Raw genomic sequence first — 13,290 nt, 5'->3', positions numbered from 1 at the left:
CCCCCGAAGTGACGCCACCTTTGGCTCGTGCATCGGGAAGCCCTTCATGAAGAGCAAACGCGTCCTTATCGCGGCGGCCCTGGCCCTTCTTGCCCTGAGCTGGTGCTTTGCCGATTGGTATGTCGCCCTGCCCGCCGATGCGGTGGCTACGTACGTTGGCCGTGATCGCTGCGTCGCCTGCCACCAGCAAGAGGCGCAGCTCTTCGAGGGGTCGCACCACGACCGGGCGATGGAACTCCCCACCGACGAGTCGGTCCTCGGCGACTTCGACGACGCGACTTTCGAACGGCTCGGCGTCGTCAGCAAGTTTTTCCGCAAGGGGAAGGATTTCTACGTCAACACCGAAGGCCCCGACGGCGAGAACCACGACTACAAGATCGCCTACACCTTTGGCTACACGCCGCTCCAGCAGTACATGGTGGAGATGGAGGGCGGCCGTGTGCAGGTGCTGCGGGTCTCGTGGGATACGGAGCAGAAGAAATGGTTCGAAGTACCGCCTCCCGACGCGGTCGAATTGAAGCTCGACCCGCACGACCCGCTCCACTGGACGGGCCTGGCGCAGAACTGGAACACGATGTGCGCCGAGTGTCACTCGACGGACCTCAAGAAGAACTTCGATCTCAAGGCCAATACTTACCACACGACTTACAATGAGATCGACGTAAGCTGCGAGGCGTGCCACGGGCCGGGGAGTATGCACGTCGAGCTGGCGGAGGCGAACTCGCTGTTCTGGGACCGACGGCACGGTTACGGGCTGGCGAAGCTCAAGCAGGAATCGAACACCGCACAAATCGCGGCGTGCGCGCCGTGCCATTCGCGACGCGGGGTGTTGGCGGGCGGCTTCGACGCGGGTGACGATTACTTCGATCACTACGACCTCGCGCTCTTAGAGCCGGGGCTCTACCACGCCGATGGGCAGATCGAGGATGAGGTCTACGTCTACGGCTCGTTCTTGCAGAGCCGCATGTACCACGAGAACGTCAAGTGCAGCGACTGCCACGACCCGCACTCGCTGAAGCTGAAGTACGAGGGGAACGCCCTCTGCGCCCAATGCCATCAGAAGTACGACAACAAGGCGCACCACTTCCATAGCGATCCTCAGGGATCGCTGTGCGTGAATTGCCACATGCCGCAACGGCACTACATGGTCAACGACGGGCGCCGCGACCACAGCTTCCGAATCCCGCGGCCCGACCTGAGCGTCGAGCTCGGCACGCCCAACGCCTGCAACGATTGCCATACGAAGGATGGCGAGGACGCCGCGTGGGCCGCCGAGGCGATTAAGAAATGGTACGGCCCAAAACGCCCCAACGACCCGCACTACGCCCGCGCGCTCGACGCGGCTTGGAAGGGTTGGCCCGACGCCGTCGGCAAGATCTCCGACCTCTTGGCCTACGAGGCGCCGTTGCCGGGCCGCCGTACGCCGGACATCGTCCGCGCGACGGCGCTGCGGGCGCTGGCGAACTTCCAGACGCCGCAGAGCGACGACCTCTGCCGTGAGGCGCTCGACCACCCGAGCCCGCTAGTCCGCGCGGCGGCGGTGGGCTCGCTCTCATCGGAGGCTGTGGCGAGTCACGCCGACGACATCGGTGATATGCTCAGTGACGAAACGCGGCTGGTGCGTAACGCGGCGGTCGATGCGCTAGCGATCCGGGCTCCGAACACGCTCCGCAAGCCGCAGCAGATCAAGAAGCTGAAGGAGCTGATCGACGAGTACGACGAAGACACGACCGTCCTCTTCGATCGCGCCGGGCCGAACCTACGCCTGGCGGAGCTGGCCCGTAGCCAAGGCGACGTGCGGAAGTCAATCGCCTCGCTGCGAGACGCGATTCGCATGGAGCCGTATTTGTCCGGCCCTCGTAGCGAAGTGGCCCGGCTGCTCGAGCAATCGGGGCAGGCCGACAAGCAAGAGATACGTGAGCTCCGCGAAGAAGAGGTCGAGCTGCTCGAGCGCGATAGCGAGCTGCTGCCCGAGTCGGGACGCCCGCACTACCAACGTGGCATGCTGCTGTACCTGTTGGGGCGGAACGCCGACGCAGTTGGCGCCCTAGAAGAAGCGACGCGGCTAGAGCCCCAGTCGTTCGAATACCTGACGGCGCTGGCGCTGCTCTACGAGCAAGCAGGGAAGAAGGCCGAAGCGATTGAGACGCTACGGAAGATGAACGCCCTCAGACCGAACGACCCCGTCGTCGGCAATCTGTTGCGGCGTGTTCAGGCGATGCGGGACACGGAGTGAGTTGGGCGGCGTCGCTGCCGACGGGCCCGCTCGGAGTCGATGATCGTGCCGCTGCTAAAGCGAGAGTGATCGCCATTCAATCGACTCTTCGAGCGATGCGAACGCCGAATCGACGGATTGCAAGTCTTGCCGCGTGGAGGGGCGATAGCGAGTCGGTACGGACTCTTCGGCGGCTTGCTGCTGATGGCTGTCGAGCAGCAGCAGGCGCCGCGCACGGTGGGGAGTCGGCCCAGGATCGCTCATCGGTGTTGCCGATCGGCTTAGCGCCGACGATGTGGCGGTGATGAGTGGCGTATCGATCCACCTCAGCGTGTTGACGCCGATAGCGGACGACTCGGTCTGCGTGGATTCACTTTCGCTGACGGTGGCTGCCACCTCGGGCTGGGGAGGGGCGTCGACTTCGGTTGGCGGCGTGCTGGCGAGCGCCGCCGCTAAGACTTGTGCCGCGTGCTGCTGATCCCGCCAGACCGTGTAGTCGGCGGCGTTAACGACGCCATCGGCGTTCCCGTCGGCGCGGAGGTCGGTGGTCGAGCCGTAGGTTGCACGCCAGACGAGGTAATCGTCTTCATCGACGACGCCGTCGGAGTCGAAGTCCCCTGGATTGGTCGCGACATCGAAGGTCGCCTTGACGAGGCCCGACCATTGCCCACTGAGCGTGCGTAGGCGCGCCATGACGGTCGTCTCTCCGGCGAGTGGGATCGGCCCGCCGTAGGCTTGGACCTCGCTTGAAGCGTTGACCGCGCCTCCGATGCTGCGGGGGTCGGTCTGGCCGTCGGTTGTGTAGTAGATCGTGCCCGCGCCTGAGGTCATGGACAGCTCGAAGCCGAAGGGCGCTTCACCGCCGAACTGGCTGAACGTTGGGGCGGCGAAGGAAGTGAACAGGCCGTCGGCGCGGAGCTGGTTGAGGACGAGCGGTCCCCGGGTTGGGAAGTAGGTGTTGATCAGCCAGTTGACCTCGGATTCCCAGGTCGACTTGTTCCGGGGCGTGCTGAGTTTCGAGTCGCCCCAGCGTGCGGCCTCGGCGATGATCGCCGGATCGACCTGCTCCTTACGCTCGAGCATCCGCGCGATGCTGGCGTCCACAGTCAGCGCTCCGCCGTTGAAGAACAGCTCTTGCGTGCGGTCGATGAACTTCTGCTTGTACTCGGGGTGCGAGAGCAGGTCTTGGTGGAGGAAGTGCGGGTTGAACTGCTCGAAGACCCGGTCGTTGTTGCTGATGAAGGGGCCGGTGCGGTCGATGCCCAAGGTGCCGTGAACGCCCGAGCCGGCGCCGAGCGAGTGCTCGTTGTCGTGAAGGAAGAACTGGAAGCCTTGCTCGCCCGTGACGCGGTTGCGGATGCCGAACCAGTTGTTGGCGCGCTCGTTGTTGAGGAACTGGGAGATGCCCGAGTCGTAGCCGCCGGTGTAGATGATGATCATCATGTAATCGACGAGGTTGCCTACGTCGAGCAGCACCGGCAGCGACGGGTCGCGCGAGCCGTCGGGGTGAAGCCCTTGCATGGTCCAGTAATTGTTGGCGTACCGGCCGGGGCTATCCGCCATGGTCTGGGCGAGCTCGAACAACTGGCGCCATGCGGCGTCGTTGCCGTCGGCGATCTCGGTGCCCCCGGAAACAGCGAGGTCGGATTTCACAACGTCGTAGTCCGAGGCCTCACCGCCGAAGTAGCTCTCACCGAAGTCTTCACTAATGCGTTCCTGGGTCATGAAAATGCCCCAGTATTGACCGTCGAGATAGAGATGGTAGTAATTGCTACGGGTGTGGGGCTGACCGAGGTCGGCCTGTGTGTCGCGTGCAAAGACTTCGCGCAGGAACGTGTTTTGGACGTTGCCTTCGGACGACCAGGAGTAGTTCTGGGCGGTGCGGAGATCGAGGACGTCAAACTCATCGACGCCGTCGTCCCCGTACAGCGGGTAGTTGAGCTTTCCGTCGCCGTAGTCGCCACGGAAGTAGAGGCGGAAGGCGTGCTTGGGATTGAAATCGCCGCGGCTGTAACCGCCGCGGATCCGCAGGCCCGCGGTGGTGGAGAAGCCTTCCGATCCGTCGGGGTTGATCAGTTCGACCGACGTGAGTCGTTCCCAGTTGCGGCCTCGGTTGCCGGCATTAACGTAGATGCCCGTAGACGAATTGAACAGGTTCGCCAGATCGGTTGTCAGCGTGATTGTCGGGATCGAGAGGAGGGAGTCCTTGACCGCCTGCACGCCGTACTGGCTGATGATGTCAGGGTCGATCCCGTAGTTCATCTCCTGGCCATTGACGCCGCTGACGGGCCAGCCGGGGGGTGTTTGGCCCTGAGGCGACTGAGCGACGATGTCGTTGAGGAAGAGGTAGCTCGCCGATTGGACGTAGGAAGTCTTAAAGTCCTGTCGGTACGCGATCGCCCGTATGGTCCGTGTGCCGCTGACGGTGATCGGGCCCGTGTAGACAACGCCGTTGGTCGGGACGAGGTTGGCGTTGACCGTCGGCGTTGAGCCGTCGGTGGTGTAGAGGATCGTCGCGCCGGGCGTCGCGCTGGCGAGCGCGATCGACTGCGGCGTGTCGTAGAAGCCGTGCGGGACGCTGAAGGTCGGCTCGGTGGCGAACCCGGCGAAGCTCTCGCCGTTGCCGTATCCGGGAGTAGGGACGTCGAAGAAGCCGAGCGTCTCAGGCGTTGTGATGACGGACTGCTCGGCGACTAGCAGCGGCGACATCAGGAAGTCGGAGCTGGTGTTGGAGATGTTCAGTGCGTGGATCGCCAGGACGTTCTCGCCGATCACCAGCGACGAAATCGCGCCCGAGACGTCGAACTCTTCATAGACAATCGCGTCGTCGTCCTCGTTCAGCCCCGAAGCGGTGGCGTTCCATTGCGCGCCCTCGGGCGCGTTCGATTCGGCGATCGGGACGCCGTTGAGGTAGGCGATGAAGCCGTCGTCGTACTTCATAGCCAGCTTGAGCTGGTCAATGCCCGCAAGCGTTGTCAGATCGAACTCGATGCGCACGTACAGCGATGTCGTGCCTGCCGGAACCGTTGTGCCGATATGGCTGGTGAAGTTGACGGCGTTGCCAGGCGAAGATTCGTATCCAAAGCCCGTCGGACCCGCGATGTTGAAGAGCGCGTCATTGAACTCGGGGCTGGTCCACGTTGCGTCGTAGACGCTGCTCGTGGGGACCCAGGCGCGGCCTTGTGCCCCCCCGCCGACGAGCACCGTCGAAGCGCCCGTCGGTTCCATCGATAGTCCAAACGAAACGTCGTCGGTCTGTTCGGGAAAGCCCGGGAAGATCTCGTCAACGACCGTGACGCCGTCATCGTCGAACAGGCCGATGTACTCACCGTCAGCCGACAATGCGAAGCTGGCGTGTAGTTCCCCGTTCGGGGCGAGGAGGTCTTTGTCCGAAGCGAAGACGACGAGGTAGCCACCCGCCGCGACCGATGCGTCCTCGGGGAACTCCCACTTCGTCGGGTTGTTCTTGCGGTCGCTGAGATAGAAACCAGAGAGATCGACCGTCGCAGCGGAGGGGTTGTAGATCTCGACCCAGTCGGAGGCGTCGCCCTCGAAGTCGTAGAGCGTCTCGTCGTTCGCCGCCATCACCTCAGTGATGCGGAGCATCGACGCGTCCAGCGCGATGCGCGGCTCAAGCCGTTGGCAGAGGAGACGACGCGATTGGAAGGCCTTGGTCTTTCGGCGCATAGCGGTCTTTGGTCCGTCCCTGCAATCGGTCGCTGCTGAATCGATGAGATGGCGTGCGCAGACGGGCGACTGTCATCGCTCGCCGTGAGAGGCTCCACAGAGGCGCCTCATGCACGAGTAGTGCTGTGATCTTAATCAAAAATTAACGCAACGGCCACATCGCGGCGGCAGAAATGCCGCGAGTCAAATACAGAGAGAGGGTGAGGGGCGTTCCCAGAAGCCGACGACGCGCGCCACACCGACACGGAATTCAGGCCGTCATCGGCGACATCGTCGCCTCCCGCATTAGGGTCGGTCGAAGCTGATTTAACGCCTCGTCGAACGCACTCCCGCAGTCGATGCGAGAGCGACTGCCATAATCAGCACGCTGGCCGGTTCAGGGATGCGTGCGCCGATGATCTCGATGTTGTCAAACTCGACCTCGCCATTGCCGCCTTCGGCGAAGTCGTTGAGGATGATCTCGATGTTCGAGGCGCCGTTGAGTAGAGGCGATAACGCGATCAAGCCGCTGTCGGCGATCTGATTCTCGGGGTCGGCCGGGACATAGTCCATGAACGTAAGGCCGAGGTTGTTCTGCGCGGGGTCACGGAACCACGTGCCGGACGGGCCGTCGACGCGGTAGAAGATGTCGAAGGTGCTAGGCAAGTCGTCTGGATTGCCTTCGATGTCGAAACGGATCTGGAAGTCGCTGAAGCCGGCGCCATTGAAAGTGAGGTACATCATCGCGTCATTGCTGAAGTCGTCGCTGAGCGCGCCGGCGCCGTCGTTCTTGTCGACGAGGAACGTCGAGACACCATCAATGTCAAAGTCATCACCTCCGCCGCGGGCGTCGTCGAACTTCAGCGATCGAGTCGGCCCGTAGCTAAGGCCGCTAGTGGCTGAGGTGTAAGCAAAGCCGTTGCCGCCGTTGTTGTCGAGCTCGTCGGCGACGCCGAGATAGGCTTGGAGGTTGGCGTCGCCCGAGGCAGTTGCATCGACGTCGGCGGCGAAGTCTTGCTTGTTGGGATTCGTGTCGAAGTCAAAGTCATCCGCGAAGCCCCAGAAAGCCACAACCTCGGCTGCAGGGGCGACATTGACGTTCGCGCAAGCGAGGATCAGGAGTGGCATGAAGGCTACGCGGGCACGAATCATCGGTGCTGGCCTCGGGGGTTGTGGGGAATCCGCATTGACGAGACGCCGCCAGCGGAAGGCAACGGCAGCGGATCGGTAGCAGTTTAGTTTGATCCAACGGACAGGTGAGGTCCACCGTTTGGATGCCAGGAAGGGCTCTCTTCGGGGCGTCGTTTCCTCCCGAAGTGAGGCCGCCGGCGGACGTAGAATTTTCCCCATTTGGTCTCCGCTTCGGCGTTTCGTAGCCAGGATGAGACCTAGAGAGCCCTAGCGGAACGAGATAAATCCCCCGGGGGGATTATGTGAGAATTTGGTTAAGTTTTAACGGTTGGCGTTCCATCTACCTACGGCGGACTGCCCCATCTTTTCGGGATTGTCTTATCAAAAACGGTCCAGGCGTACAGGCTCCCAGCGGGCCTAGTTCGCCGCTGGAACAAGGCCCGCGGCCGCAATTGGTCGCCGTAGAGAGCACGTAGAGAACAGGCACGGCATGGCGTCTTTTCGGAATCGGCAGTGGGGTTTTCGTACGCTCACCAAGGCCCCGCGGGCGAAGGTCGGGAATCAACGGGCGCGGCGGCGGATGCGTGTCGAGGGGCTCGAAGACCGGCGGATGATGGCCGTCGTCATCAACGAGATCCATTACAACTCGGCCGACAACACGAGCCTGGAGGAGTTCGTTGAGCTCCACAACACGGCGGCGACACCGGTCGACCTGTCGGGCTGGCGCTTCAGTGACGGGGTCGAGTACACGTTCGCCCCTGGGCAGACGATTCCCGCCGGCGGTTACGTCGTGATCGCGGAGGACCCGGCCGGTTTGTACGAGGCGTTCGGCGTCACAGCGATCGGGCAGTTTTCGGGCGGGCTGAACAATGACGGCGAACGCATCGCCCTCTCCGATGCTCAGGGTGACCTCGTCGATGAGGTCGAGTACGGCGCGACGTTCCCCTGGCCGATCGCTGCGGACGGTGGCGGCGGCTCGATGGAACTGATCAACCCGCTGCTGGACAACAACCTCGGCAGCAACTGGCGGCCATCTTACCTCGTGCCGCTCTTCGGTGAGACGAATGAGCAAGAGCCCGCCAGCGCCGGTGCGCTTAACGACCTCGTGCACCGCTGGAGTTTCTCAGGGAACCTCGACGACAGTGTCGGCAACGCCGACGGCGCACTCGTTGACCCGCAAGACCTTGCGTCCTTCGGTAGCGGCGTGCTCGACGTCAGCGCCAACAGCGGGCAAGGGTCCAATCAGTTCCCATTCAACTCGGGCGCCTATGTCGACCTGCCGAATGGCATTGTTTCAGACCTGGGCAATGACGCCACCTTCGAGTGGTGGGGGACGATCACCCGCAATCGGACCTGGGCGGAAATCTTCTCTTTCGGCACGAGCGACGCCGGCGAGGACCGTTCGCCCAGCGCCAGCAACCAAGATTACATCACGCTGATCCCGCAATCGGGGAACGGCACGCTGCGGGTCACCCACCGCTTTGGCGCGTCGGGGTCAGAGAGCTCGGCGGACTGGAGCGAGGCGCCGGAGCTGAACGTCGAGCACCACTTCGCCGTCACGTGGAACAGCGAGACTGAGTTGCAAACGTTGTACGTCAACGGCCAGCCGATCGCGAGCAGTCCGACCCTCATCGACCTGGCGGACATCAACGACAACAACAACTGGCTCGGTCGCTCGCAGTGGAACGACCCGCTCTTCGACGGCTACCACAACGAGTTCCGTATCTACGACCGCGCCCTGTCGACGGCCGAGGTCGCCACCAGCTACACAGCGGGCCCCGACGCGCTGGCGCTCGGCCCGCAGATCAATTCGTTCACCGCCAGCAGCGACGAAATCCTGGCCGGCCAGTCGGTGACGCTGTCATGGGACGTCGACGACGAGACGTCGCTGTCGATCGATCGCGGCGTCGGCACGGTGACCGGCCAGACGCAGATCGTCGTCTCGCCCACGCAGACGACCACCTACACGCTCTCCGCCACGAACGCCGAAGGGACGACGACGCGCACGGTGCGGGTCGTCGTCGAGTACCCGCGGGCGACCCCGGGTTCGCAGAACAACTCCTTCGCTGTCAACGCGGCGCCGGCGATTACTGAGGTGACCGTTGATGGCGGCGCTACGTCGGCCAACTCGGGCGTTGTCACGGCGGCGGTGAGCGATCCCAATGGTGTGGCCTCGGTCATCTTGCAGTACCAAATCGTCGCCCCTGGCGAGTACCTCCCCGCGCGACTGCCGGCTTCCTACGGCGAACTGCTGACCAATCCCGACGCCCGTCCAACCGCCAACCCCGAGTACTTCGACCCGGACAACTGGGTCAGCGTTGCGATGGTCGATAACGGTACCGGATCGGACGCGGTAGCGGACGATGGCATCTATACCGCGGTGATTCCTGCGCAGTCGCACCGCACCCTGGTGCGGTATCGGATGCAGGTGAGCGATTTGCTCGGCGCCTCGGCCGTGGCGCCCTACGCCGACGACGCGTCGTTCAACTTCGCCTACTTTGTTTACGACGGCATCCCCGAGTACACCGATGGCGACGGTCAGGTGCTTGCCGACTACGACGACCTGGCGTCGTTGCCGACCTACCATCTGTTGACGCGCAACCAAGACATCGAAGATGCGGTCGCCTACGACTTCTCCGATCAGGTGCCGCAGGGATCGGACGGGCGATTCGTATACAACTGGACCGGGGCGATCGTCTACAATGGCAAGGTCTACGACAACATCACCTACCGCCTCCGCGGCGCCAACGGGCGTTATTACGGCGAGGGCAAGCGGAGCATGCGTTTTCGCTTCAACGACGGCCATTGGTTCGAGCCGCTCGACCAAGAGGGCGTGCCTTACCCCGAGCAATGGAAGACGCTGACTACCGGCAAGGGCTTCGACAACCATTCGACGCTCACTTATTCGCTAAATGAAGCGATGACGATGATGCTGTCGAACATGATGGGCGTGCCGGCCGTGGACACGCATTGGTTCCAATTCCGCGTGATCGATGACGCCGCCGAGGCGCCGGACCAATGGAACGGCGACTTCTGGGGGATCAACTTCGCCCTCGAGGACTATGACAAACGGTTCCTCGACGCGCACGACCTCGAGGCGGGCAACCTCTACAAGCTCATCAACCAATCGCAAGACGCCCTACGCCAGCAGGATTACCAATCGTCCGACGCGGTGTCGGACGGTTCGGACCATGATTACATCGAGTACGTCCTGTCGCGCGCAAGCACGGACATCGAGTACCGGGTCAACCTCGAGAAGTACTTCATTTTCCACGCGCTCGTCGAAGCGGTCCGTCACTATGACTATTGGCCCGACTCCAATAAGAACATGGTGTACTACTTCGAGCCCGATTACCTGGCGGAGAACGACAACCTCGGCAAGCTTTGGCTGATGCTGTGGGACACCGACGCTACCTGGGGGCCGACGTGGAACGAGGGCAAAGACGTCGTCTACGACGCCCTGTTTGAGAATAACAACGATGCCTATCGCGACAGCCTGCTAAAGCCAGAGTACTACAATACACTCCGCGAATTGCGCGACCTAATCTGGCAGCCCGACCAGATCGTGGGGATGATCACCGAGCTTGCCTCGACCATACTGCCGCTCGAAGCGGCGGACCGGGCGCGGTGGCAGAACGTTAGTGAGAACGAGTCTGGTAGCTACGCGGGTCTCGGCGGCGCTGGAGCGACGTCGATCACAAACCTCGTGCAGGACATGCTCGACTTCGCCTTTACGGGCGGCAACTGGCCCGGCGGCGGCGCGGGACCGGGCGGCGGGGTAGGCCCCGGCGGGCGGGCGGCTTACCTGGACGGTTTGCTCAACGCCTCGGGTGAAGAAGCGCTGATCCCCAACAAGCCGACGATCAGCTACGTCGGTGATCAAGGGATGGCGGCGAACGAACTATCGTTCCAGACAACGGCCTTTACCGATCCCCAAGGGAACAACACTTTCGGCGCCATTGAATGGCGGGTCTCCGAGGTCACGCCTTCGTCTGCCGGCTACGACACGAGCGTCAAGTTCCTCGACGAATGGACCGCGAGTTGGGAGTCGGGCCCGCTGTCGACCTTCGATGCGACGATCGATCCACCGGCATCGGCCGTTAAGCCGGGAGAGCTGCACCGCGCGCGGGTGCGGTTCCAGGACTCGACTGGCCGCTGGAGCCACTGGTCCGATCCGATCGAGTTCACCCCTTCGGTCGCAAACAACCTGGAGCTGACGAAGGACCACCTGCGTATCACCGAGCTGCACTACAACCCCACGGCAGGCATGCCGCAGCTCGGTGAAGACGTGGTTGATGGCGAGGAGTTCGAGTTCATCGAGTTCATCAACACGAGCACGACCGACGAGATCGACCTCAGCAACGTGCAGATCGCCGGCGGCGTGACGTTCGTCTTCCCCAACGGCACGATCTTGGCGCCGGGACAGCGGGTCCTGGTACTCGAAGACCAGGGCAACTTCGAGTCACGCTACGGCGACGGGCTACCGATCGCTGGCGAGTGGTCCGGCGCGTTGAGCAACGGCGGCGAAGAGCTGATCGTGCTGGCGAGCGACCTGACGGTGATCCAGCAGTTCGAGTACAGCGACGATTGGTACAAGCGCACCGATGGCGACGGCTCGTCGCTTGAGGTGATCGACACCGAAGGAGATTACGAAGACGCCCGCAACTGGCGTGCGAGCCGCTCCGTCAACGGTACACCGGCGGCGGCGCCGGTCACGACCATCGACGTCGTGGTGAACGAGGTGCTCGCCAACCCGGTAGCGTCCAACGGCGATGCGATCGAGCTGATCAACACGACGGGCGCCGCGATCGACATCTCGGGCTGGTGGCTGTCGGATCAAGGGACCAACTTGCTGAAGTACCAGATCCCTTCCGGGACGATCCTGGCTGCCGGCGGGCTGATTGTCTTTAACGAATCGCACTTCAACGCGGGCGGCGGTGCGAACGCCAGCGACTTTGCGATCGGCGCCGGCGGAGACGACGTTTACCTCGTGGCGTCGGCGCCCGACGGCAAGCCGATCCGCTTTGCTGACGACGTGTCGTTCGACGCGACGCTAACCGGCGTGTCGCTCGGTCGTGCGCCCGATGGCGAGACGAACTACGGCCTCTTCCCGCTGGCGACGCCTTCGATCGGCAGCCCCAATGGTGCGCCGATGCAGGCCGGGGTCGTCATCAGTGAAGTCCAGTACCACCCCACGGGCTCCGGCGCAGGGATCAGCGAGTCGCAACTTGAGTTCATTGAGCTGCACAACTCGACGGCGGCGGCGCTCAACCTTGCCGGATGGCGGTTGAGCGGCGGCGTCGATTTTGTGTTCCCCTCGGCGACGAGCATCGCTGCGGGCGAGACGGTTGTCGTTGTCAGTTTCAATCCGACCAATGCCACGCTCGCCAACGCCTTCCGCGTCTACTACGGCATCGACTCCGGCGTGCGATTGGTGGGGGCGTTTTCGGGCGGCCTCGACGACCGTGGAGAAGAGATCGAACTGCAGGCGCCGACCGCTCCGCCGTCCGGTGAGACCGAGCCGGGCTACTACCTGGTCGATCGTGTGACGTACACGGCGACGGTCCCATGGCCGACCGGCGCCGATGGCGGTGGGGCGTCTCTGACACGCGGCGAAGCGGTGGCGTTCGGCGACGCCGTCGCTTCATGGACGGCCAAGACGCCAAATCCCGGCAGCGCTTTTGTGCCCTACCACACCGCTGACTTCAACGAAGACGGCTTCGTCAATCAGTCGGACTACGACATCTGGCGCGCTCACTACGGAAAGGCAAGCGGCGTCACGAAGGCCGACGGCGACGCCAACAGCGACGGCTTGGTGAACGCCGCCGACTACACGGTCTGGCGCGACAACCTTGGCCATCAGTCGCCGGCGCCCGTAGTGGTTGCCCGCGACTTCCCCGAGTCAGCAATTGAACCGTCGCGCGAGCTCGTCTGGGAGTCCGCTGCCGAGTCGCCTATCGATTTAGCGGAGATGTCGTCGGCAGAGGCGTCGGCAACCAATCAGGACGTGGCCCCCTCCCCTGCTCCGCAGTTGATCCAGGCGTCAACAGTGGTCGCGTCGTCGGCGCCTGTCCGCCGTGCCGTGCCACGGCAGGCATCGATCGCGCACGACTACGATCGGGCGCTCGAGCTGCTTTATGCCGTGGCGCCGGTCGTTGACGCGCAACAGGCGGAAGGCACGGGATCGGCGTCGATGCTTATTGATACCACGGACGAGGAACTTTCCGGCAAGGAATCGCTTGCGATCAACCTTCGGGTTTGGTGACAGGCGCGCCCGA

The 13,290-nt window shown here is 63.2% G+C and carries 4 protein-coding genes; 2 read left to right on the top strand and 2 right to left on the bottom strand.

Annotated elements, in window-relative coordinates; genetic code table 11:
- Nucleotides 1-46: 46 nt before the first annotated feature.
- Nucleotides 47-2,236 (top strand): HEAT repeat domain-containing protein, encoded by a 2,190-nt coding sequence (locus Spa11_RS13215; protein WP_145112977.1) that lies wholly within the window; start codon nt 47-49, stop codon nt 2,234-2,236.
- A gap of 54 nt (nt 2,237-2,290) precedes the next feature.
- On the opposite strand, the gene Spa11_RS13210 is transcribed toward Spa11_RS13215, so the two are convergent.
- On the bottom strand, nt 2,291-5,902 hold the full coding sequence (locus tag Spa11_RS13210; RefSeq protein ID WP_145112975.1) for a chitobiase/beta-hexosaminidase C-terminal domain-containing protein: 3,612 nt from the start codon (nt 5,900-5,902) through the stop codon (nt 2,291-2,293).
- A gap of 306 nt (nt 5,903-6,208) precedes the next feature.
- The gene (locus Spa11_RS13205; RefSeq protein WP_145112973.1) at nt 6,209-7,033 is read right to left on the bottom strand and encodes a hypothetical protein; all 825 of its coding nucleotides are present in this window, start codon (nt 7,031-7,033) and stop codon (nt 6,209-6,211) included.
- A gap of 469 nt (nt 7,034-7,502) precedes the next feature.
- Here Spa11_RS13205 and Spa11_RS13200 point away from each other — a divergent pair, with 469 nt between their 5' ends.
- Nucleotides 7,503-13,277: a lamin tail domain-containing protein gene (locus Spa11_RS13200; protein ID WP_145112971.1), complete on the top strand. Its 5,775-nt coding sequence runs from the start codon at nt 7,503-7,505 to the stop codon at nt 13,275-13,277.
- The last annotated feature ends 13 nt before the right edge of the window (nt 13,278-13,290 follow it).

Source organism: Botrimarina mediterranea (assembly GCF_007753265.1).
Taxonomy (GTDB): Bacteria; Planctomycetota; Planctomycetia; order Pirellulales; family Lacipirellulaceae; genus Botrimarina; species Botrimarina mediterranea.
Note: the sequence above shows the minus strand (reverse complement) of the source record. Positions and strands in the feature narration are given on the sequence as shown.

Coding starts and splice junctions, on each gene's coding strand:
- Spa11_RS13215 (WP_145112977.1), top strand. CDS start 47: ATGAAGAGCAAACGCGTCCTTATCGCGGCGGCCCTGGCCCTTCTTGCC.
- Spa11_RS13210 (WP_145112975.1), bottom strand. CDS start 5,902: ATGCGCCGAAAGACCAAGGCCTTCCAATCGCGTCGTCTCCTCTGCCAA.
- Spa11_RS13205 (WP_145112973.1), bottom strand. CDS start 7,033: ATGATTCGTGCCCGCGTAGCCTTCATGCCACTCCTGATCCTCGCTTGC.
- Spa11_RS13200 (WP_145112971.1), top strand. CDS start 7,503: ATGGCGTCTTTTCGGAATCGGCAGTGGGGTTTTCGTACGCTCACCAAG.